The sequence below is a fragment of the Methylocaldum szegediense genome, from assembly GCF_949769195.1.
GTDB classification, from domain to species: Bacteria; Pseudomonadota; Gammaproteobacteria; order Methylococcales; family Methylococcaceae; genus Methylocaldum; species Methylocaldum szegediense.
This window is the reverse complement of the sequence record NZ_OX458333.1, coordinates 2727348-2747793: the sequence shown is the minus strand read 5'-3', so window position 1 is coordinate 2747793 and position 20446 is coordinate 2727348. Positions and strand designations below refer to the sequence as shown.

Here is a 20446-nt window from a genome sequence, read left to right as displayed (position 1 = left end):
GGCCGGGCAGGATGGTATGACATGAACCGCATCGTTCACAGCGAAAACGGCTCATGTCGGCTAATATCTTCTGCCGATCGTCGTCGTTCTGAGCATCCTGCCAACAATGCGTGTGTCACGACCGCTCAAGCCGCCTGAAAAGCGTCCTTCACCCATTTTACAGTAAGCCCACCGTTGGCGGGGGCCAGTGCAGCCACATCGAAACGCGCCGGACGGTCCATCCGTTTTTCGCGTAAGAAATGGACGGCACTTGCCAAGAGTTTCGCCTGCTTGCGCCTATCCACGCTTTCCAGTGCGCCGCCGAACTGACTACTCCTCCGATATCGGACCTCCACGAAGACGATGGCGCGCCCGTCTTCCATAATGAGATCGATTTCGCCGTATCGGCAGCGATAATTGCGCTCGATTAGCCTGAGGCCCTGCATTTGCAAGAAATTCAGCGCTTCGTCCTCGGCGATACGTCCCTTGTCCTGGCCGAGAGCCTTCATTCCGAGTGCCTCCAGGGAAGGTTGCTCGAGCCGTTGCCCGGTCTCAGTAAGGGTGCGATTCCCCGGGGTCGTGGAATGCCGTCTTCAAACTGCGCGCAGTGAAGTTGGCGTTGAATGCGGTTGTCCGCACTCAGCGAGAGCGTTCCGGTCGCCCCGGTGTATCGATAATGGGGCTCGGCCGTGAATCGTTCGAGTTCCGGCAGCAAACGATAAGCATCGATCCCGAGCGCAATAAGCCTTACGTAGTCGGGCGGGGTTTGCTGAATCTGCTTGCCCAGCGCCTGGTAGGACAGCGGGCCGCTTTCAGCCGGATCAAGCAACCATGGGATATCGCAGAAAATAAGCCCACTCAAATCTCGATCGGCTTCCGAATCGGCCTTGCCGCCATAAACGTGCGAGGTCGAGTAGACCGGAAGATGTTCGCCTTGGTGAAAGGCGAGCTGAGGCAGAATCAGACGGGCATCCCGGGCGTCGCTGATGAGGAAGATGAAATCGCCGCCCGATTGCTCGAACGGCGGGAATGCGGGTACCGAAAGCTGGGTATGGGTGGCGGGAGCCGCGGCAATCAATTCCCTGACTGAGGCGGTGAAATCCTCGCTGTGATAGGGGTAGGTCTTGATGGTTCGAACGCTTCCCCCGAGCTCACGCCAATAGGCCACGAAGTGCTTGATCATGCGTTGGCCGAATTGAGTCGCCGGTGCCAGTACCAGCGCGTTCTGACGACCGTCGAACCAGGCGCTTCCGGCAGCCTGCTCGACCTCGTGTTCAGGTGTGAGGCCGAACTGATAGAGGCGGTCGTTGCCGATCTCGGGTATTTGATTGAGAGCTAAAACCGGAACAGGCAAGTCTCCCGCCTTGGCCAAGGCAGCCACGTTGTCCTTGATCAAAGGGCCTAGAACCGCTCTTGCACCTTCGTCGGTTAATTTCCGATAGAGCTGGAGGATGTCGCCCGATCGGGTATCAACGAATCGCAAAGGCAGTTTTGCCGGATCGACATTGGCATAATAGGCCGCAAGCATGCCGGTGCGTAGGGCCTGGCCGGCAGGGCCATAGGGGCCGGACAAAGGCAGCATCACACCGATGAAGCCGGTGGAACTCGGCGCGGCTGCAGATGGCGAGGTTCCCGCCTGAGCTTGGTCTGGACGATGCCCTTGGGTTGATCCTAAAAGCCCTTGGAGGAAGGCTCCGTCCGCCGGATGTCCGGGAAAGCGGGCCCGCCATTTGGCCAATTCAGTATTCAATTGCGCCGGAGGCGTAGTCTTGACGATCTGGGTCAGATTCATCCAGCCGCCCAGGATATCGGGCGGGGGAGGCTGCATGGCGGTCAGTGCTTTTTCGGGAATTCGGGCCAGGGCGTCGTAAATGGCCTCATTATTCTTCTGGACGGCGTCGGGGTGGGTAAGTAGCTCGCCCAGCTTGACCCGCTCCCGAGCGCTTTCGAGCATATTGCCCAGTTGGTTATAAGCGGAGGCTCGCAGTGCGTGATAATTCACCATCTGCGACGATTCCAGTCTATCCGGGGGGAGGCTGTCGAGCTTGGTCAACGCCTCTCGCGCCCGGCCAACATTGAGATCGAGCCTGCTTTGCAGAAGGGTGTAATCGTACCCGTCCACGGGGTCCAAGCGGCGGGGATTAATGGTATCGGCTAGCTGTTCCGCCAGTCTGCCGTCGCCAGCCCGGAGCGCCGCATCGGCGGCCCGCAGTCGGTAGTAATCGGAGTCCCTCGAAGTTTCTGCAAGCTGCTGAAATAATCTCACCGCTCCGGTATAGTCGCCGCTCTGAAGCAGACTTTCAGCTTGCGCGGCTCGCGCGTCCACGGCGCCGCGCCTGGTGGCGTCGCGGGCGCAGGCGGCCGCCAGCAGCACGAGAAGAACGAGGCAAAGGCGGATTAATAGAGGCATACGCGGGATTCCGTTCAGGAATGCGAGGCATTAGTAGTGAGGCAAACAGAATCTGGCGTACTATACCTAGTAGCAACGCCGATCGGCAATCTAAGGGATATTACGTTTCGGGCCGTCGACGTTCTGAAGCAAGTCGACCTCATCGCCTGTGAAGACACCCGACACAGCCGGCCGCTATTAGATCATTACGGGATTTCCACGCCGACTACGCCGCTTCATGAGCATAACGAGGATGTCGCGTCGGCGCGGTTGATCGAACGCTTGCAAAAAGGTGAATCCATCGCGCTTATCTCGGACGCCGGAACGCCGCTGATTAGCGATCCCGGATTTCCCCTAGTACGAAGGGCTCGATCCGCGGGCATCCGCGTTGTTCCGGTTCCCGGTCCGTGTGCCCTGGTGGCGGCGCTTTCAGCATCCGGCCTTCCCGCCGACCATTTCGTGTTCGACGGATTTCTGCCGCGAAAATCGTCCGCGCGCAAGGCCGCCCTGGAGGCGCTACGGAAAGAGTCGAGAACGCTCATCTTCTATGAATCCAGCCATCGCGTAGGCGAATGCCTAGCGGATATCGCGTCGGTTTTTCCGGCTGACCGGCGCCTAGTCATCGCCCGAGAACTAACCAAAGTATTCGAAACCATCATCGATACGTCGGTCGGCGAGGCGCTTTCGCTTTTTGAAGGCGATCCAAATATGAGAAAAGGGGAATTCGTTCTGGTTCTTGAAGGTGCGCCGGTTGTCGACAGAACGGATGGGCTTACGGCCGACGAGGAGCGAGTATTGCGGATTTTGCTTGAGGATTGTTCGGTAAAAACCGCGGCGTCATTGACTGCAAAAATTACCGGAGCGCGTCGGGAAGCGGTTTACCGAGCGGCGCTCCGATGGGTTGAAGAGAAGACAACCGATTGACTAGCCGTGTCTAGCGAGACCGTAGGAGGATGTCTTTTCTTTGGCCGATTATTGAGGACGATCGGGCCGTTCCGAATTACGCGGAGAATAGTCGGGTGAGGTATAGGAGCGCACAGACGGTTTTCTCCCGTTACCGCTGGTCAGCTTCTGGATCATGTCGTCCCACGAACTATATTGCTTGAAATCCGGGTGGCCAGCCGCGATCTTGAGATTGACTTCGTGCTTCGCCGTTTCGACGATTTCTTCCGGGTTCTTTCCGTCCACGGTTTCGACGAAGGCATCCGGCCCTTCTTCTGTCTTGATTTTGTCTAAAATTCCCAAGGCGGTATCGAACAAAACGCGTTCGTCCGTGTTGAGGTAGCGTTTGACTTTAATGGCCGATTTGTAAACTGCTTCCCGCGAGGTCCCGTTGATCTCGTCGGACCGCGACATGAATGCGGGCAGAAAGTAAATGACGGCGAGTAATGCCAGAAAAATACCGGCTAGCACTTTCATGGTCGATCTCCTAAGGTGTTGAGGGCGAACATTATATAATTTCGCCGTATGCTTAATGTCAAAAGCGCAGCAGTGTCACGCCTAAGTCAAACCCTGCCGCACACTTTAATATGGGTTTATTCATTTGGGGTGCTTTCATGGCGCGAAATCAGGGGTTTATAACACTAGGGGCGGTTTTGAGTTTGACGATTTCAGCGTGCGCCCACGATATGAGGGTGATGAAGATGGAAGAGGCGCTGAACAGCTATGGCTCGGCGATTCGCTGGGGGGCTTTTCAAAAGGCCTGGAGTTTTCAGGCCGACAAACTGAAACCGGCGCCTGATTTCAAGGCGCTGAGAACCATAAAGGTTACGGGTTACGAATCTGTATTCCGCTCAGTGCAGGACGAAGGGAACACCGTGCTGCAAACCGTCGAGATTCGCTACATCGATAACGATAGGCTGGTGGAAAAAAGTCTGACCGACGAGCAAAAATGGCATTTCGACGTCGAGAAGAAGCAGTGGCTTTTGGATAGCCCTTTTCCGAAATTCGAATCGCGCGATCAAGGCGCTTAAAGCCTGAAGCCATACCCCATTGCGTGACGGGCCAACAGTCGCTTGGCCGGCGGGAAGCAATCCAAAGCGATCATGGCGGCATTGCGCGCCAGGGCGAGCGGCGGGAAATCGGTGCAGAACACTCGTATCAAGCCATCGGTGAAATGAATCGTATTGGCCAGATCTCGCTGGCGGGCTCGGACGTAGCGATCGAGAAACGCTTTTTCGCCGATATCTTCACGGAAGGCCAGCTTGGTAGAGAGACGTTCGGCTAGAAATGCCGCATCGCGCAGCCCCAGATTGAAACCTTGGCCGGCGACTGGATGAAGCTGATGCATCGCGTTGCCGATCAGGAGGACACGGTCGTCTGCCATCTTTTCTGCCTGGACCAGCTTGAGCGGAAAACCCTGCCGTCTCGCGGCCAACCGAATTTTGCCTAGCCAATGACCGAAAGCGGATTGCAAGCTGGCGGTAAAGTTCGCGTCGGATTCGCTCAAGACTTCTTCCGCGTCTTGGTCTTTCATCGTCCATACGACCGAGCATTTTCTGCGTTCCAGGGGCAGCAGAGCCAAGGGCCCCGCAGTCGTGAAGCGCTCGTAGGCCGTGAAATTAACGTCTGCCTGTGTGCTGACCTCGGTCACGATCGCCGTTTGTCCATAGTCCCGAACGGATTGTTGTATGCCTAACAGCTTCCTCACCGTGGAGTTGCCGCCGTCGGCGGCAACCACCAGGGTGGCTGTGAAATTGAGGCACTCCTCGCCTTTTTTGAGGGTAACGCACACGCCGTTCTGACCGGCTTTGAGGCCGATGACGCGGGCAGGGCATATCAGCTCCGCGTCGAGTTTGTGCAGTTCCTGACTGATACGATCCTCAAGCGTTCGCGCGACGACAACATGGCCTAGCGCATCGACCCCTTTTTCGTCGGCGTGCAGCCGGGTCTTTCCGAAACGGCCGCGGTCGGACACGTGAATATGGCGGATGGGCATGGCTTTGGCCGAAACGTCTTGCCAAATGCCGAGGCGATCGAGAATCTGGACGGTGCCACGGGCTAAGGCGAGGGCTCGATCACCGGCAGTCGATGCCTGTCTTTCCGCTTCCGTCAACGCTTCGACAATGCCCACACGGAGCGGAATGTCCCGCATAGCCAAGGCGAGACTGCCTCCGACCAGCCCGCCGCCCACGATTAACAGATCGAAATCGCTGTTCATTTCGAGTCCGCCATGAATGCTTCGATTTCCTCGACCGTTTTGGGCAGCCCTGCGGTGAGAATCTCGCAACCGTCTTTGGTGACCAAGACATCGTCTTCGATCCGGATGCCGATGCCGCGCCATTTCGGATCGACGTCGTGGCAATCCGGCGCGACATAAAGGCCGGGTTCCACTGTTAGCACCATGCCCGGCTCCAATACGCGCCATTCGCCGTCGACACGGTATTCACCGACATCGTGCACGTCCATGCCCAGCCAATGGCCGGTCCGGTGCATGTAGAACTTCTTGTAGGCTTCGTCCTTGACCAGCTTCGAAACCCGACCTTCCAGCAACCCGAGTTTGACCAAGCCCTTGGTCAAGGTGTGAACGGCGGCGTCGTGCGGATCGTTCCAGCGATTGCCAGGGCGTATCGTCGCTATGGCTTCTAACTGCGCCTCCAAGACTAATTCGTAAAGGCTGCGCTGGCTTTCCGTGAACTTTCCGTTTATAGGAAAAGTTCGGGTGATGTCGGAAGCGTAATTTTCATGTTCCGCTCCGGCATCGATTAATAAAAGGTCGCCATCCCTCAAAACGTCTTTGTTTTCGGTGTAGTGGAGCACGCAAGCGTTTTGCCCGCCCGCAACGATACAAGGGTAGGCCGGGGCTCGCATGCCGTGGCGGGTGAATTCGTGGAGCAATTCCGCTTCGATCTCGTATTCGTACTTTCCGGGTTTACAGGCTCGCATCGCGCGTTTATGGGCGAGTACGGAAACCTCGGCGGCTTTCTGCATCAACTGGACTTCATGAGGCGTTTTGATCAGCCGTTGTTCATGAAGTACACGCTCAATCGACACGAACTCGAACGGTGCGCGGACCCCGGTGCGGACTTTGGCGCGTACTTTGTTTACCGCGGCGAAAACTTGACGATCGAGCTTCGGGTCGTACCCGACCGGAAAATAAACCCGCTCGCGATTTTCCAGAAGTTCGGGCAAAACCTTGTCCAGTTCGTCGATAGGGAAAGCCTCGTCCGCTCCGAAAACATTGCGCGCGCCCTCAAGCCCGGCATGCTTTCCGGTCCATATCGCCTTTTCCGGATCGAACTCGCGGCAAAACAGAACGTATTCCCCTTGTTTCCGCCCGGGTGCAATTACCGCCACTGCATCGGGTTCGTCGAATCCGGTCAGATAATAAAAATCACTGTCTTGGCGATAGGGAAACTCCACGTCGCGATTGCGCACACTCGCTGGCGCACTGGCAATCAATGCAACGCTTTTCTTCTTTATGAGGCGCGCTAACCGTTTGCGCCGTTGCTTGAATTCGCTCGGCGGAAGCATGGGAAATTCGTCAATGGAGTCGTGCGGAATGCTGTTGCTGCTGCAACTCGGTCCAGATCAACTGTACGCCGACGCGAACATACTCCGTAATCTCCGCATAGGCCACTTCATCCGATTCTCCGCCGGAATCAGGGTTCAGGCGCGAGATTTCTAGAAGGTCATGGAGAACTTCGCTGCTTTCTCCCGGCCACTCAGCACTGTCCGAGCGATAACCGAGACCGTAAAGAAAACCTTGGCACCACTCGCTCAAGGCATTGGCCCGTTCCTCCAGGGAGAAGGTATCGTCCGGCAGCAGCAACTCGAACGAAAAGTCGAAATCGTCCAATTGCCGCCGAGTCGTCTCGCACAGGGCGGAGAGCAGGGCATGTTCCGCCGGATCGAGGTCGGCGGTGTTTTCGCCGAAAACCACCTCCAGCCACTGATTACACTCGGTCCGACTGTTTAGGCACAAAAGTCCGGACAGTACGCCGTGCACCTCTGCTGCGCTGGCCGCGGAGTCGTTGTTCAGGACGATGTCCTGGACTCTCTGATACGATAAGTCTTTATTCATTCCAGCCTTGTCGACCCTGCTTGAATTCTTTATGCTAACATCTTGCACAGCCGGATCGAAAGCCAACATCGATATTTGACCCCCTCACCCCAAGGCGCCAAACTCATGATAATCGATCCGTTTGATTTGGATGCCGAACTAATGCGATTAGAAAATAGAATCGAGTCACTGGTTGCTGCGTATGAGCAACTGCGCGACGAAAATCAGGTGCTGAAGTCCACGCTAGATGAATGGATGCGAGAGCGGGTTCAACTGTCCGAAAAAAGCGAGATGGCGAAGAGACGCGTCGAAGCAATGATATCCCGCCTGACATCTCTAGGATACGAATGATGAGCGAAATGAATCCGCCAATTAAAGTTCAGATCCTGGGCAAGGAGTATCCCATTTCCTGCCCTGAGGACCAGCAGCACGAACTCTTGATCGCAGCCCGTTATCTGGACGATAAAATGCGTCAAATACGTAGTGCGGGCAGAGTCATCGGTACCGAACGGATCGCCGTCATGGCGGCCTTGAACATCGCACATGAGCTGTTGCAGGCTCAACAACAGAACAAATTGTTGTCGCAAGAGTTACAAGATCGTTTTTCTTCGCTGCACGATAGACTGGACGCAGCCCTGGACACCGATTGACTCTGTTCCGCTGCTGATACGTATTGCAACAATTTATCGACCTAGTAAAATTTATCTCATGTATTCCCTGCGGCGTGCGAAAGCAGCTGGGTTACTTCTTGAGCCTAATCCAAAACCCGGGGAGCTATCGAACGCACGATGTGCGCAGGTCCGCTATGAGCGGAAAGCCTAATTCGGCGTTTTTGCGCTCCCACCTGAACCTACCGGTTCAAGGGCGAAAGCGGTTTACGGCGCAGGCGGGGAATACTTCACCTCCTTCTCTTCTCGAATCACCCTCCTAATCCCGAATATAGGCTCGCGCGTTAACCTGGCCGGTTTGAGCAAGTCTTCTTGGTAGATATTCGGCTTGAACCTTTTGGGCAAAACATGGCCTTTTGGCCTAGTTCGCAAAAAGACGCCGTATCGCGATACGTTTCATAACGTGGGCGATTGTCGCGCTAGGTCGGCATATCGCGGTTTCATCTGTTATGTGCCGGAAACGCTGCTGCCGCCGAATTAATTCCGTGTTCCTAAGGCGGCTGTCGAGGAAGATACGATCGGCGAGCCTCCGATGTTGGTCCCTGGTGCCCTTCGATTTCTCGGGCATCTAATCGGCATGGGTGGCGATTATGGCCGTACGATTGCCCATATTAGGCATGCTAGCGGGTCGCGTTCACCGATTCTGATGGGTTTGGGTTTCGAGTGTCAGAAGTGCGGCTCTATATCCGCATAGCCTTGGGATGTGCCATGGAACGGCTTGGTCGCCGAAGTGGTTTCCTACTGGTTCAGTAGAACTCTTCTGTCAAGTAAAGCGGAAGCTGGCAGACAAGGTGCTGACGGCGGAAAGCAAGCTCACGAACCGGCCCACAGATCATTGAGGGGGATCGTGATGGATTCGAAAGGTGCGGCGGATACTTCGTCCTCGTCTTGATACAAGCCTGTTATGGTCCACTGCCCGTCAGCCAAGGCATAGGTTTCCAGAATCCGCGCCAAGGGGTCGACCAGCCATAAGAACGCAACGCCGTAGCGACCGTAAGCTTTCGTTTTCGTCACCCTGTCCTTTTTCTGTGTTGTCGGTGAAAGGACTTCACATACCCAGTCCGGAACCACTTCAAAGCGATGGTCTTTCGGTAAGGCCGGCATCCTCTCGCGGCGCCAGCCGGCAATATCGGGGGCCAGGACTTCGATATCGCGAACGAAATGGATTTCCGGCTCGTCGATGATCCACCAACCGCCTGGACCTCCCCGGCCGCGATGATAGGCTGATCCGATATCCATCCCAAGTACAGAGACAACTGAAGCATGAGGTCCGGCCGGACGGGGTTGGGTGTACAGCTCGCCATCAATGATTTCCCCGACCAGGTTTTCCGGCAGCGCCAGCAAGCGCTCGTATAGATTTGATTCCTGAATTACGGCAGACACGGGCGATCTCCGCTCTTTTGCATCAAACTAAGGTCATTATTCACCACTTTGCCCAAACGTCGAGTCGTCGCATCTCGACTTTCGAAAGCCAAGTGGACGAAAATTCGACCAATGCCTGATCATGACTGCGGAACACATATTTCCATCTACTTTGGGATACTTCAATGCGGCTGGCATGCTGTAGCTAATCGCATTACCAAGAGTTCACTTGTAGCGGGGGAGAATAGATGCGTTACTGGTTGATGAAATCCGAGCCATCGGAGTTCAGCATCGACGATTTGGAGAAGCGGCCTCATCAGACCGAGCACTGGGATGGTGTGCGTAATTATCAGGCACGGAACATGATGCGCGACGAAATGAAAGTCGGCGATCTGGCGTTTTTTTACCATTCCAATTGCGACACGCCGGGCATAGTCGGCATCATGCGAATTGCTCGCGAAGCCTATCCCGATTTCACGGCTTTTGATATCAATAACAAACACTACGACCCCAGCAGCAAGCCGGATGATCCCCGCTGGTTCATGGTCGATGTACAGTTCGTCCGCAAGCTTAAGCGGACGATCACGTTAAACGAACTGAAAGGCCGCCCGGAGCTCAATGGGCTTGCGCTCGTCCGGCGCGGCAATCGACTGTCCGTGATGCCGGTCACGGCTGCGCAGTGGGAGTTTATTTTGTCGCTGGAATAGGTCCTCTTGGCTCGATTCGATAAACTCGACCGAGTTCAGGCGGCTAGATTCCCTGAATCTTCGAGGAGACCCAAAGGCGGCTTGGTGCGAGTTCTGCCGGTTCACTGAAGGACAGAACAGGTCTTAGACCGCACCGAACAGCCTGCAGACATATTACCGCAGCGTCACGAACGCGCGTTTCCGCCAGCGAACAGTCGATACGCCGGGTTGTCCGTTTCCTCTCGATAGGCGAAGCCGATAGCGTCGAGAAACTCTCTGAACGCCCGCCTTTCTGCTTTCGGTACCTGAATGCCCATCAGCACCCGCCCGAACGCAGCGCCGTGGTTCCGATAATGGAACAGGCTGATGTTCCAACGCCCGCCCATGAAGGACAAGAATTTCAACAGAGCACCGGGACGCTCGGGAAACTCGAAGCTGTATACCACTTCATCCAGCAGGCGCGGTGCGTGGCCTCCGACCATATACCGGATATGTTCCACCGCCAGTTCGTTGCCGGTCATATTGGTGACCGTGTAGCCCTTCTCGCGCAGCTGTGCCAGCAATTCCTCACTGTCGCTACTGCCGTCGGCGATTTCGATACCCGCGAAAATATGTGCGGCGCGGTCGTCGAAATAGCGGTAGTTGAACTCGGTAATGCTACGGCGGCCCAAGGCGCGGCAGAAATCGAGAAAACTGCCCGGCTTTTCCGGAATCGTGACGGCCAGCAGCATTTCATGACGTTCGCCGACCTGAGCTCGCTCCGCCACATGGCGCAGTCGATCGAAGTTGATGTTGGCGCCGCTTTCGATGGCAATCAAACATTGATCGCGAAGTCCGGTCATGGTCACGTACTTTTTTAAGCCCGCTACGCCAAGTGCTCCTGCGGGTTCGGCAACCGACCGAGTATCGTCGAAAATGTCTTTGATGGCGGCGCAGATCTCGTCCGTATCGACGGTAACGACGTCGTCCACATACTGGTGTGCGATGTGGAAGGGTTCCTTGCCGATTTGGCGGACCGCAACGCCATCGGCGAACAGTCCGACCTGTTTCAAGATGACGCGTCGCTTGGCCTTAAGCGCCCGATTCAGACAGTCCGAATCGTTCGGTTCGACACCGATGATCTTGATTTCCGGCCGAACGAATTTTACATAAGCCGCGATGCCTGCAATCAAGCCGCCGCCTCCGACCGGAATGAAGATGGCGTGGATGTCGCCGGTGTGCTGCCTCAGGATTTCCATGCCGATAGTGCCTTGACCGGCGATGACTTCGGCATCATCGTATGGATGTACAAAGCTGAGCTTTTGCTCTTGGGAGAGGCTCAAAGCGTGCTCGTACGCTTCGTCGTAGGAATCGCCGAACAGCACGGTTTCCGCCCCGAAATTTTGTACCGCTTTCACTTTGATAGCGGGGGTGGTGCAGGGCATCACAATAACTGCGCGGATACCCAGTCGTTGGGCCGAGAGCGCGACGCCTTGGGCATGGTTGCCGGCTGAGGCGGCGATCACGCCGGCCCGTTTTGCCGCATCGTCCAAAGAAACGATTTTGTTGTAGGCCCCTCGAAGCTTGAAGGAAAAGACCGGCTGAAGGTCTTCACGCTTAATATAAACCCGGTTATCGAAACGGCGTGTCAGCCCCGGAGCGAGGTCCAGGGGCGTTTCCGAGGCAACATCGTAAACTCGGGCGCGCAGGATACGCTCGATATATTTATGAATCATTTTTATCTATTAGAGTACGGGTGGCAAATACGGCCGGAGACACTACGAAGCATGACAGTGCCGGCATGATCGCGCTATTATCCCGCAATTTTCGACTAACCACATGATGGAGCGATGAAAATGACGCAAGACGAGCTTAAAAAGAAAGTAGCGGAATCCGCTCTCGAATATATCAAGGGCGTTTCTGTGCTAGGCATCGGTACCGGGTCGACGGTTAATCATTTCATCGACTTACTGGCTGATTTCAAGAATGATATCGAGGGTGCCGTATCGAGCTCCGAAGCGAGTACGGCCAAGCTCAAAAAAATCGGCATTCCGGTGCTGGATCTGAATGCTGTGGGATCGCTACAGGTTTACGTGGACGGAGCCGACGAAGTCAATCGTCATAAACAGATGATCAAGGGCGGCGGCGGAGCGCTGACGCGTGAAAAAATCATCGCAGCGGCTAGCAGTAAGTTCGTCTGCATTGTAGACGAGAGCAAGTGTGTGGATGTTCTGGGTAAATTTCCGCTGCCTGTGGAAGTCATCCCGATGGCGAGGAGCTATGTGGCGCGCGAACTTGTGAAGCTGGGCGGTCAGCCGCAGTGGCGGGAGAATTATGTTACCGACAACGGCAACCAGATTCTTGATGTGCACAATCTGAACATTTTGAATCCGGTGGAGATGGAGCGAGAAATCAACAATATCCCCGGTGTCGTGACGGTCGGCATTTTCGCTCTACGCGGTGCGGACGTCGTTCTCGTCGGCAGCGAGAGCGGGGTCAGAAAGCTGGACTGAGTCAACTCAAAAGTTCCTGAATATCCACGGCTACATCGGGAAAACAGTGGGGCGTCACCCGTCCTTCCGATACCATTCGGACTTTGCCATAACGGCTTAGGTACGGATCGGGGTCCAAGTGGACTTCGACGCCCCGATCGGAAACCGAGATCAGCCAGTATTCCGCGATCCGGTGTTGGGCGTAGAGCGGTGTCTTGATTTCGCGATCATAGCGCGTGGTGGTGTCGGTGATATCTCAACCAACAAAAGCGCGTCTGCAGCGGTAGGCAGGGATCGCGTGTAATCATCGGGCCTATACCGAAGCAACGCAAAATCGGATTGCAGCTCCGAATAGCGCGATAGGTGAATGGGATTTTGCACCTAGGCAATGGCCCGGTCTGTGGTTTGCCGTATCAGCCGATCGGCTAGCCTGCTTGCCAGTCCGGCCTAAAAACTCCTTATAGGTGCCATTTCGATCAATTCGCCCTCGATCAGCTCGACCCGAACATCTTCGTGGAGAATGCCGGTTTCGCCCATACGGTGGTATTGCTCCACCGTCAGTTTGCGGTGCGGAGCCAACACGGGTAACGATTCGATGGGCGTGGTTTGCAATCCTCCTCATTCTCATAGCCCAGTCTTAGGTGTGTTGGGCCATATCGAATGAAGGAATGCGGCTGAAGGAACGGCTGCGATCAAAAATTACGGGATCCTCAACACGATTTTCCCCGTCGTATGCCCCGTTTCGATCAAGGCATGAGCGGCAGCAGCTTTTTCCAGCGGCAGAACCTGGCTGACATGGATATCCAGGACACCTTGATCGATCCATTCGCCGCATTGTTCCAGAATCTCCACGTGGTGATCGCGGGCGTTGTGAAGGTTACGCAGCATTGGGGTCAGCATCAGTTCGAAGCCGATGCGGAGATTGCGCATCCGCGCTTCTTGTAGGGATATCTCGCCCGGGTCCAGCAAGGTGACCAGGTCGCCAAAATGGGCAGTACATTCGATGCTGCGTTTGAAGACCTCGGGACCAACCGTATCGATCACCAAATCTGCGCCTTCGCCGTTGGTTAGCTCGTTTACCCGTTGCACGAAATCTTCCTGCCGATAGTCGATCGTCACGTCGGCTCCCCAGTTTCTGGCGAGCTCTGCTTTCTCCGGCGAACTGACGGTAGCGAGCACCCGCGCATCGCGAAGCCTTGCCAGCTGAACCGCCACATGACCGACGCCGCCCGCTGCGGCATGAACGAGAACGGTTTGGCCGGCCTGCAACCTTCCGCGGTCGTAAAGAGCACCCCAGGCGGTGATGAGGACTAACGGTGCTGCGGCGGCGTGTTCGAAATCGAGGGAGCGCGGCATGGGAGCGGCCCAACGTTCGTCCAGTACGGTGTATTCGGCATAATTGCCTTGGTCGCCGCCCAGTCCACCATTGCAAAACCATACCGAGTCGCCGATGTTGAACCGGCTTACGGCGCCACCAACTTCGACCACTTCTCCGGCGCCGTCGCAGCCGAGTACCGCCGGCAGTGCGTTGGAATAGAAGGGGCCGTTGCGTCGTATTTTGGTGTCCACCGGATTGACGCCAGCTGCTCTGAGCCGAACTTTGATTTGGCTGGGCTCGGTAATAGTCGGTTCGTCGATATCGCGCAGTTCGAGCAAGTCCGGCAGTCCCGTTTGCGTCATCAAGATCGCTTTCATATTGTTCCTACCTGTGGCTATTAAGTTCGTGTCGCTCGGCGCGAGCCGCGACTGACAGGTTATCCGGAAGCTTGAGCCTCCGCACGCCTAAAAAGCGTTCCCACCAATAAGGCCGCCCTAGGCTGGAGACAATCACTTTCCCTTTCACGCTACTGGCATGTACGAAGGCATTGTTGCCGACATAAATCCCGACATGGGAAAACGGCTGTCCGGTGGTATTGAAGAAGACTAAGTCGCCGGGCCGTCGGTTCCGGCTGTCGACCGGCTCGGCCGCGTGTGCGATTTGATAAGCGGTCCGCGGGAGGCGAACGCCGTATTGTCCAAAGACGTATTGGACGAGGCCGCTGCAATCGAATCCTTCCTGCGGCGATTCCGCTCCGTAGCGGTAGGGGTATCCTTGTAGGCTGAGGGCGTAACGCGCGACCGCGCTGAAATCGGGGTGACGGACGAGCGGTTTGGGTTTGATTTCCCGCGTGCCGGCGCATCCGGCGAGTAAGACCGCGATAACGGCGAGTGCAAGCAGTCGCGGAGTGACGGGTATGCGGAATAACGGGAAAATAACCGATTCCATCATTAAAGCTTCCGGGGCTTTGCTCGGTTTGTCGATGCTCTTGCACGCTTAAATTTAATCGCGGTCAGGGGCAGTGGCAAGCGAGCCCTCGTCGGGTAGCCATTGCTTTCGGTAATCGTCATAGCCGAAATGTTTCATCGCCTTCAATTGGCCTTGGCGGTCGGCTGCGAAGATTGCGGGCAAATCGTATCCGTTGAAGCGGTTGGCCTTGATCAGACTGTACGCCCCGACGTTAGGAAAGGAGACTCGGTCGCCCAGGTTCAAGGGCGCATGAAACCGATAATCGCCGAAGACATCCCCCGCCAGGCAGGTACTGCCGACGAGCGAATATTCGAAGCTCCCATCGGGCCGATGTTCGGCCAGCGGCGGGACCTTCTGGTATTCGAAGACTTCCGGCAGATGGTTGACGCCGGTATCGAGGACGGCGATGGCTTTTCCATCGCGTTCGAACCGGTCGACGACGCTTGCTACGAGATAGCCCGCGCGTCCGACGATGGCTTTACCGGGTTCGATATAAATGTTGCTGTCGTACCGCTGAATCAAAGCCGTAACCAGCTCCGACAGCTCGTCCAGATCATTGGGATTGTCGAAGAGATAGCCTCCGCCCAAGTTGATCCATTCGAGTCCGTTCGTAAACCTGCCTAGCAGATTTTCGATTCGGGCGATCGTCGCTTTCAACGGAGCCAAGGAAGACGACTCGAATGCCGTGTGGAAATGAAGGCCGGCGATACGGCTCGTTAAGGTCGGGCTTCGGTCTAGGGTACGGGTCAATTCTTCGACAGGAATGCCCAACTTAGAATGCGGCCTGCAAGGGTCGTAACGGCTGTCGCGGAGGAAGGAAAGCTTGGGATTGATACGCAGCCCAATGCTTGCCTGCCCGGCCACACGCGGCGCAAGTCGTTCGAACTGCTCCAGGGAATTGAAGCTGATGAAATCGCAGAGAGTTGCAATCTCGTCGATTTCGCTGCTTCTAAGTCCCGGTGTCGTGATGTGCAACGAACGTTTCGCGTGCGGACGGTCGATCGTTTCGACCATTTCGGAAGCAAGCCTGGCTTCGAACAGCGAGCTGACCGAAAAACCATCGACTCGGGACCGGATCAGGCGCAATGCGCCGGCAAAAGGGAATGCCTTGACCGAGTACAGGACCCGCAAGCCGGAAGCTTTCCGCACGCGATCCAGTCGGTCGAGCGTGTGAATGATCCGGGCTTCGTCGTAAACGAAGGCCGGGGTCTCCGGGAGCAGATATTTGAGATGCTCGATATCCAACGCTGCGGCCGGGAGAAGGCTAGGCCTCAACGGTTGTCCAGCAGCGAAGACGCCTGCAAGTCGGCGTGATAGGACGAGCGTACTAGCGGTGCGCTAGCGACTGCGGTGAAGCCCAGGCTTCGACCGACTTCGGCGAGGTGTTCGAATTCTTCCGGCGTCACGTAGCGGACGACGGGCAGATGATCCCGGCTTGGCTGCAAGTATTGGCCTATGGTCAGCATGTCGCAGCCGTGTTCGCGCAAATCCTCCATCACCGCTTTCACCTCCTCGAGCGTTTCGCCGAGACCTAGCATCAATCCGGACTTAGTCGGGACTTCAGGATGAAGCCGCTTGAACCGGGCCAGTAAATCCAGAGACACGCGGTAGTCCGCGCCTGGCCGTACTTGCCGGTAGAGACGTGGCACGGTTTCGAGATTATGGTTGAAGACATCGGGCGGTGCCGCTGCCAATCGTTCGAGCGCGGTATCGATGCGGCCGCGGAAATCCGGCACCAGGATTTCGACCTTGATGCCCGGGTTCCGATCGCGGACCGCCTGGATGCAGGCGGCGAAATGGCCGGCGCCGCCATCACGGAGGTCATCCCGGTCCACAGACGTGATGACGACGTAGCGGAGCTTCAGCTGCCGGACGACCTCGGCGAGATGTTCTGGCTCATTGGGGGCTGGCGCCGAAGGGCGGCCGTGCGCCACATCGCAGAATGGGCAACGGCGGGTGCAGATATCGCCCAGGATCATGAACGTAGCCGTGCCGTGGCCAAAGCACTCGGGAAGATTCGGACAAGCCGCTTCCTCGCAGACGGTGTGGAGATTTTGTTCGCGTAAGATTTGCTTGATTCGGCTCACGCTCTCGCCGTTTGCGGCCTTGACGCGTATCCAAGCAGGTTTGCGCAAAAGGGATTCAGAGGGAACCACTTTGATCGGGATACGCTTCAGCTTGTCGGATCTGCGTTGATGGGTCTCGGGGCTCAGCCTAGAAGGGGCCTGGTAGGAATTTTTGTCAGCCACGGGCAGGGATCACTCGTTCATAGTTCAAAGTTTGCATGATTTCCACGGTCAATGGCGCGGCCACCTCATGGGGCTGAACGGCCACGCCAAGCGCGGTCAGGCTGGTAACTTCGAGACCCGGGTAACCGCAAGGATTGATGGCGTAGAACGGTGACAGGTCCGAACTTACGTTAAGGCTTAGACCATGATAGCTGCAGCCTTTCCGCACGCGAAGCCCGAGCGAAGCGATCTTACGGTCGTCCACATAGACGCCTGGTGCGTCCCGCCGCGCCTTCGCGACGATACCGTATTGCTCGAGCAGCCCGATCACCGCGTTTTCCAGCGCACTAACCAAGCCTCTCACGCCAAGGTTTTTCCGGCGAAGATCGACCAGCACATAAGCGATCAGCTGACCGGGACCATGATAGGTAATTTGACCGCCTCGGTCGGTCTTCACCACGGGGATGTCGGTTGTACGAATCATATGTCGAATATCGCCATTGAGTCCCAGGGTATAAACCGGATGATGTTGCAATAGCCACAATTCGTCCGGGGTCGCTTCATCCCGCTGTTCAGTGAACGCCTGCATGGCGCGCCACGTGGGGCCGTACTCTCTGAGTCCCAAGTTACGCAAGTGCAAGACTCCGGAGGGATCGCTCATGGGCGGGCGTTAGAGCAGAACCAAGGTCGCGAGGCCGAGAAAGATGAAAAAGCCTACGCCGTCCGTCATGGCGGTCAGTAGCACACTGGTGCCGACCGCGGGATCAAGACCTAGCCGATGACGCACCAAGGGTATGGCGATTCCCATGATGGCCGCTACCAGTAGGTTCAGTAGGGTCGCGCCCATCATGACCATGCCGAGTTCGATGTCCCGGTAAAGCAAGTAGGCGATGAGGCCGAGTACCGAGCCCCACACGGCTCCGTTGAGGAGTCCGATAGCCAGTTCCTTGTAAATCAGCCGTTTCACATTTGACGGGTTGATCACGCCGAGAGCGATGGAGCGGACGATCATCATGCTGGTCTGATTACCGGTGTTGCCCCCGATGCCGGCGACGATCGGCATGAGCGAGGCTAGGGCAACGACTTTGACGATGGTGTCCTCGAAAAGTCCGATGACCCGGGTACTGATGAAGGCCGTGACGAGATTAATCGCCAGCCAAAACCAACGGTTCTGCGCGCTCTTCCAAACGCTGGAGGAAATGTCCTCTTCTTCGAGCAGGCCGGCCTGCGACAGCATTTCTTCATCGGATTTTTCACGAATGTAATCGACGATGGCGTCGATGCCGATGCGCCCTTGCAGCTTGCCCTCGCGATCGACAACCGGCGCCGATAAGAGGTTGTAGCGTTCGAACGCGCGAGCAGCCTCGTCAGCGTCGTCGTCGAGATGGAAAAACACGACGTCCTTGCTCATGATTTCCGAAACCAGTTTTTCGGGAGGGTTGGTCAGCAGGCGTTTCAGAGGCAGTACACCCTTTAGGGCGTTGCGCTTGTCGACCACGAACAGCTTGTCGGTATGTTCGGGCAAATCGCCACGACGCCTCAGATAGCGCAATACCACGCCCAAGCTGATGTCTTCCCTTATCGTGACCATGCCGAAGTCCATGAGGGCCGCCACGGTATCCTCTCTGTGCGACAGTACCGATTGCAAGCGTTCCCGGTTCTGGTCGTTCAGATGTTCCAGAAGTTCCTGCAAAACTTCTTCCGGCAAATCCGGTGCGAGGTCGGCGATTTCGTCCGTTTCGAGCTGCTCCGTGGCCGATAGCAGTTCCTCCGTGTCCATGTCGGAAATGAGTGTTTCGCGCACTGCGTCGGACACGTCGAGGAGGATCAGTCCATCGAGTTCGGACTTGACCAGGTTCCAGACCAGAAGGCGCTGCTCCAGAGGGAGCACCTCCAGAATATAGGCGATATCGGCTGCGTGCAGTTTGTCGAGCTTTTGCTTGAGTGCGGCCTGATGGCGCTTGTGCAGCAGGGTTTCCACCAAATCTTGGCGCGGCATCGCGCGCTGATGGACGATGGTCTCCTCGAGCTTCTGTTTGTTTAGGAGCGTGATGACCTCTTCCACATGATGCTTGAGTGTTTCTTCGGGAGGGGGAGTGTTCGGTTCGGCCATGAAACGCTCGATCGGTGCTGCTCAGCGAGTAGGGAAGGATGGTACGAGATTTTGGGGCGGCGAACGGATCGCTTACTTCATAGGCAGACTCCTCAAAATGTCGGCTGGGGACGGTTGTTATTCGGATGTTCTCATAATGCCATGAGGACCTCGTTGCAGCGGGTGAGGTCCTGGTAAATGGCGTCCAGCTGCGCCTGACTTTCGGCCCGGATCGTGACGGTAACCGCCGTGTACTTTCCGCCATGACTGGGGCGGGCTGTTACAGCGCCTTCGCTTAAGTTCGGAACATGGCGCCGCACGATTTCCACGATCAATCCGTCGAAATTCGGCCTGTTGTGGCCAAACGCTTTGATCGGGAACTCGCAGGGAAACTGAAGCAGCGTGGCGCGTATTTCGGTGTTCATGCTGTACGCAACCTCTGTTTGTAGGCCTGATAAACAGCCTGCATTTGCGACCAAAGGGGGCCGGGTCTACCGTTGCCGACCGGTATGCCGTCGAGTTCGATGACAGGGAGAATTTCCCGGGTCGAACTGGTTAGCCAAATTTCTGCCGCACCTTTCAATTCGTCGATACGGATATGGCGTTCGGCTGCAGATACATCGTTTTCCAATGCCAGTTCCAACACCAGATCGCGGGTGATTCCCGGCAACAAGTCGTTGCCCTTGGGGGGAGTTATCAAGACACCGTCAATGACGGCAAAAACATTGCTGGCGGCGCCCTCGGTGACCCAGCCGTCACGGACCAAAATGGCTTCCGCCGCACCGCGGTCGACGGCTTCTTGCCTTAACAACACGTTAGCGAGCAGCGTGATCGCTTTGATGTGGCACCATTGCCAGCGGATGTCGTCCAGGGTGATGGCGCGGACCCCGTGAATGGGAATAGGCGCAATGGGGGAGCACATGACGAACACGGTCGGATTGACCTCGTCTGGAATGGCATGGTCCCGTTTTGGGGCGGCACCGCGTGTGACCTGCAGATAGAGGTATTGATCATGTGTACCGGTGATAAGCCGGCCGAAAATTTCCGCCCAGCGATCGTCGGAAAGGGGATTGGTCATCCGGATGCCGCGCAGGCTGTTATCGAGCCGGCGCAGGTGTTCGTCCAGCCGAAACGGACGCCCGCCGTAAACGGGAATGACCTCGTAAACACCGTCGCCGAACAAGAAGCCGCGATCCAAAACAGAGACCTTGGCTTCGGTTAACGGTAAATACTCCCCGTTCAAATAGACGAGGTTGTCATTTTGCGCCATTTTGGGCCGTTT

24 protein-coding genes and 1 other RNA gene are annotated in these 20446 nt (G+C 56.4%); 7 read left to right on the top strand and 18 right to left on the bottom strand.

Going from position 1 to position 20446, the window contains the following annotated elements; all coding sequences use genetic code 11:
* Positions 1-125 precede the first annotated feature (125 nt).
* Together QEN43_RS11670 and QEN43_RS11665 are read right to left on the bottom strand one after the other, a co-directional pair.
* Positions 126-488: a YraN family protein gene (locus QEN43_RS11670; protein ID WP_026611324.1), complete on the bottom strand. Its 363-nt coding sequence runs from the start codon at positions 486-488 to the stop codon at positions 126-128.
* Positions 485-2389: a penicillin-binding protein activator gene (locus tag QEN43_RS11665; RefSeq protein ID WP_051331907.1), complete on the bottom strand. Its 1905-nt coding sequence runs from the start codon at positions 2387-2389 to the stop codon at positions 485-487. Before QEN43_RS11665 ends, QEN43_RS11670 begins: the two co-directional genes overlap by 4 nt.
* Positions 2390-2425: 36 nt before the next feature.
* Between QEN43_RS11665 and rsmI the strand changes: the two genes are divergently transcribed.
* Positions 2426-3292, top strand: a complete 867-nt coding sequence (rsmI, locus tag QEN43_RS11660; RefSeq protein ID WP_026611325.1) for a 16S rRNA (cytidine(1402)-2'-O)-methyltransferase — start codon at positions 2426-2428, stop codon at positions 3290-3292.
* A 48-nt stretch (positions 3293-3340) separates the two neighbouring features.
* Here the strand turns inward: rsmI and QEN43_RS11655 are convergent, their stop codons facing one another.
* Positions 3341-3787 carry a hypothetical protein gene (locus QEN43_RS11655; RefSeq protein WP_036269147.1) on the bottom strand — a complete coding sequence of 149 codons (447 nt, stop codon included), beginning with the start codon at positions 3785-3787 and terminating at the stop codon, positions 3341-3343.
* A 218-nt stretch (positions 3788-4005) separates the two neighbouring features.
* Here QEN43_RS11655 and QEN43_RS11650 point away from each other — a divergent pair, with 218 nt between their 5' ends.
* Entirely contained in the window at positions 4006-4341 is a 336-nt protein-coding gene (locus QEN43_RS11650; protein WP_051331908.1) for a hypothetical protein, read from the top strand.
* Here QEN43_RS11650 and ubiH read toward each other — a convergent pair.
* The 3 genes from ubiH to QEN43_RS11635 are packed head-to-tail and all read right to left on the bottom strand — an operon-like array spanning position 4338 to position 7391.
* Positions 4338-5528, bottom strand: a complete 1191-nt coding sequence (gene ubiH / locus QEN43_RS11645) for a 2-octaprenyl-6-methoxyphenyl hydroxylase (protein WP_026611326.1) — start codon at positions 5526-5528, stop codon at positions 4338-4340. The two genes, QEN43_RS11650 and ubiH, sit on opposite strands and share 4 nt — an antisense overlap.
* Positions 5525-6841: a Xaa-Pro aminopeptidase gene (pepP, locus tag QEN43_RS11640; RefSeq protein ID WP_026611327.1), complete on the bottom strand. Its 1317-nt coding sequence runs from the start codon at positions 6839-6841 to the stop codon at positions 5525-5527. The genes ubiH and pepP overlap by 4 nt, the downstream gene beginning before the upstream one ends.
* Positions 6842-6851: 10 nt before the next feature.
* A complete protein-coding gene (locus QEN43_RS11635) occupies positions 6852-7391 on the bottom strand; it encodes a UPF0149 family protein (protein WP_026611328.1) in 540 nt (179 codons plus the stop codon).
* 105 nt (positions 7392-7496) lie between these two features.
* Between QEN43_RS11635 and QEN43_RS11630 the strand changes: the two genes are divergently transcribed.
* From QEN43_RS11630 to ssrS, 3 genes are all read left to right on the top strand, one after another.
* Positions 7497-7721 (top strand): TIGR02449 family protein, encoded by a 225-nt coding sequence (locus tag QEN43_RS11630; RefSeq protein WP_026611329.1) that lies wholly within the window; start codon positions 7497-7499, stop codon positions 7719-7721.
* An 8-nt stretch (positions 7722-7729) separates the two neighbouring features.
* Positions 7730-8020, top strand: a complete 291-nt coding sequence (locus QEN43_RS11625) for a cell division protein ZapA (RefSeq protein ID WP_235726665.1) — start codon at positions 7730-7732, stop codon at positions 8018-8020.
* A 61-nt stretch (positions 8021-8081) separates the two neighbouring features.
* Positions 8082-8267: non-coding RNA, 6S RNA (gene ssrS, locus QEN43_RS11620), on the top strand.
* 584 nt (positions 8268-8851) lie between these two features.
* On the opposite strand, the gene QEN43_RS11615 is transcribed toward ssrS, so the two are convergent.
* Complete coding sequence (locus QEN43_RS11615) at positions 8852-9421, bottom strand: Uma2 family endonuclease (protein WP_026611331.1); 570 nt, start codon at positions 9419-9421, stop codon at positions 8852-8854.
* 227 nt (positions 9422-9648) lie between these two features.
* Between QEN43_RS11615 and QEN43_RS11610 the strand changes: the two genes are divergently transcribed.
* Positions 9649-10107 (top strand): EVE domain-containing protein, encoded by a 459-nt coding sequence (locus tag QEN43_RS11610; RefSeq protein WP_026611332.1) that lies wholly within the window; start codon positions 9649-9651, stop codon positions 10105-10107.
* Between the two features lie 164 nt (positions 10108-10271).
* Here QEN43_RS11610 and ilvA read toward each other — a convergent pair whose 3' ends face one another.
* Entirely contained in the window at positions 10272-11801 is a 1530-nt protein-coding gene (gene ilvA, locus QEN43_RS11605; RefSeq protein ID WP_026611333.1) for a threonine ammonia-lyase, biosynthetic, read from the bottom strand.
* Positions 11802-11921: 120 nt separating this feature from the next.
* On the opposite strand from ilvA, the gene rpiA reads away from it, so the two are divergent.
* Positions 11922-12578, top strand: a complete 657-nt coding sequence (gene rpiA / locus QEN43_RS11600) for a ribose-5-phosphate isomerase RpiA (protein ID WP_026611334.1) — start codon at positions 11922-11924, stop codon at positions 12576-12578.
* Between the two features lies 1 nt (position 12579).
* On the opposite strand, the gene QEN43_RS21790 is transcribed toward rpiA, so the two are convergent.
* The 10 genes from QEN43_RS21790 to QEN43_RS11555 all read right to left on the bottom strand — a co-directional run bounded on the left by QEN43_RS21790 (position 12580) and on the right by QEN43_RS11555 (position 20434).
* Positions 12580-12810, bottom strand: a complete 231-nt coding sequence (locus tag QEN43_RS21790) for a Uma2 family endonuclease (protein WP_084162243.1) — start codon at positions 12808-12810, stop codon at positions 12580-12582.
* A 194-nt stretch (positions 12811-13004) separates the two neighbouring features.
* Positions 13005-13169 carry a hypothetical protein gene (locus tag QEN43_RS11595; RefSeq protein WP_156912854.1) on the bottom strand — a complete coding sequence of 55 codons (165 nt, stop codon included), beginning with the start codon at positions 13167-13169 and terminating at the stop codon, positions 13005-13007.
* Between the two features lie 87 nt (positions 13170-13256).
* Complete coding sequence (locus tag QEN43_RS11590) at positions 13257-14252, bottom strand: zinc-dependent alcohol dehydrogenase family protein (protein ID WP_026611335.1); 996 nt, start codon at positions 14250-14252, stop codon at positions 13257-13259.
* A gap of 7 nt (positions 14253-14259) precedes the next feature.
* Positions 14260-14826: a C40 family peptidase gene (locus tag QEN43_RS11585; RefSeq protein ID WP_317963254.1), complete on the bottom strand. Its 567-nt coding sequence runs from the start codon at positions 14824-14826 to the stop codon at positions 14260-14262.
* Between the two features lie 51 nt (positions 14827-14877).
* Entirely contained in the window at positions 14878-16119 is a 1242-nt protein-coding gene (locus tag QEN43_RS11580; protein ID WP_235726666.1) for a type III PLP-dependent enzyme domain-containing protein, read from the bottom strand.
* Positions 16116-17099, bottom strand: coding sequence for a lipoyl synthase (gene lipA, locus QEN43_RS11575; RefSeq protein WP_156912855.1), 984 nt, complete (start codon positions 17097-17099; stop codon positions 16116-16118). Before lipA ends, QEN43_RS11580 begins: the two co-directional genes overlap by 4 nt.
* Positions 17086-17733: a lipoyl(octanoyl) transferase LipB gene (gene lipB / locus QEN43_RS11570; protein WP_026611339.1), complete on the bottom strand. Its 648-nt coding sequence runs from the start codon at positions 17731-17733 to the stop codon at positions 17086-17088. Before lipB ends, lipA begins: the two co-directional genes overlap by 14 nt.
* Positions 17734-17742: 9 nt before the next feature.
* Positions 17743-19185 carry a magnesium transporter gene (mgtE, locus tag QEN43_RS11565; protein ID WP_026611340.1) on the bottom strand — a complete coding sequence of 481 codons (1443 nt, stop codon included), beginning with the start codon at positions 19183-19185 and terminating at the stop codon, positions 17743-17745.
* Positions 19186-19316: 131 nt separating this feature from the next.
* A complete protein-coding gene (locus QEN43_RS11560) occupies positions 19317-19589 on the bottom strand; it encodes a YbeD family protein (RefSeq protein ID WP_026611341.1) in 273 nt (90 codons plus the stop codon).
* Positions 19586-20434, bottom strand: a complete 849-nt coding sequence (locus QEN43_RS11555) for a D-amino acid aminotransferase (RefSeq protein WP_026611342.1) — start codon at positions 20432-20434, stop codon at positions 19586-19588. The genes QEN43_RS11560 and QEN43_RS11555 overlap by 4 nt, the downstream gene beginning before the upstream one ends.
* Positions 20435-20446 lie beyond the last annotated feature (12 nt).

Excerpts from the sequence above, each read along its gene's own strand:
- QEN43_RS11670 (WP_026611324.1), bottom strand. The coding sequence starts at position 488 with ATGAAGGCTCTCGGCCAGGACAAGGGACGTATCGCCGAGGACGAAGCG.
- QEN43_RS11665 (WP_051331907.1), bottom strand. The coding sequence starts at position 2,389 with ATGCCTCTATTAATCCGCCTTTGCCTCGTTCTTCTCGTGCTGCTGGCG.
- QEN43_RS11655 (WP_036269147.1), bottom strand. The coding sequence starts at position 3,787 with ATGAAAGTGCTAGCCGGTATTTTTCTGGCATTACTCGCCGTCATTTAC.
- QEN43_RS11650 (WP_051331908.1), top strand. The coding sequence starts at position 4,006 with ATGAAGATGGAAGAGGCGCTGAACAGCTATGGCTCGGCGATTCGCTGG.
- ubiH (WP_026611326.1), bottom strand. The coding sequence starts at position 5,528 with ATGAACAGCGATTTCGATCTGTTAATCGTGGGCGGCGGGCTGGTCGGA.
- pepP (WP_026611327.1), bottom strand. The coding sequence starts at position 6,841 with ATGCTTCCGCCGAGCGAATTCAAGCAACGGCGCAAACGGTTAGCGCGC.
- QEN43_RS11635 (WP_026611328.1), bottom strand. The coding sequence starts at position 7,391 with ATGAATAAAGACTTATCGTATCAGAGAGTCCAGGACATCGTCCTGAAC.
- QEN43_RS11630 (WP_026611329.1), top strand. The coding sequence starts at position 7,497 with ATGATAATCGATCCGTTTGATTTGGATGCCGAACTAATGCGATTAGAA.
- QEN43_RS11625 (WP_235726665.1), top strand. The coding sequence starts at position 7,730 with ATGAATCCGCCAATTAAAGTTCAGATCCTGGGCAAGGAGTATCCCATT.
- QEN43_RS11610 (WP_026611332.1), top strand. The coding sequence starts at position 9,649 with ATGCGTTACTGGTTGATGAAATCCGAGCCATCGGAGTTCAGCATCGAC.
- ilvA (WP_026611333.1), bottom strand. The coding sequence starts at position 11,801 with ATGATTCATAAATATATCGAGCGTATCCTGCGCGCCCGAGTTTACGAT.
- rpiA (WP_026611334.1), top strand. The coding sequence starts at position 11,922 with ATGACGCAAGACGAGCTTAAAAAGAAAGTAGCGGAATCCGCTCTCGAA.
- QEN43_RS11590 (WP_026611335.1), bottom strand. The coding sequence starts at position 14,252 with ATGAAAGCGATCTTGATGACGCAAACGGGACTGCCGGACTTGCTCGAA.
- QEN43_RS11585 (WP_317963254.1), bottom strand. The coding sequence starts at position 14,826 with ATGATGGAATCGGTTATTTTCCCGTTATTCCGCATACCCGTCACTCCG.
- lipB (WP_026611339.1), bottom strand. The coding sequence starts at position 17,733 with ATGAGCGATCCCTCCGGAGTCTTGCACTTGCGTAACTTGGGACTCAGA.
- mgtE (WP_026611340.1), bottom strand. The coding sequence starts at position 19,185 with ATGGCCGAACCGAACACTCCCCCTCCCGAAGAAACACTCAAGCATCAT.
- QEN43_RS11560 (WP_026611341.1), bottom strand. The coding sequence starts at position 19,589 with ATGAACACCGAAATACGCGCCACGCTGCTTCAGTTTCCCTGCGAGTTC.
- QEN43_RS11555 (WP_026611342.1), bottom strand. The coding sequence starts at position 20,434 with ATGGCGCAAAATGACAACCTCGTCTATTTGAACGGGGAGTATTTACCG.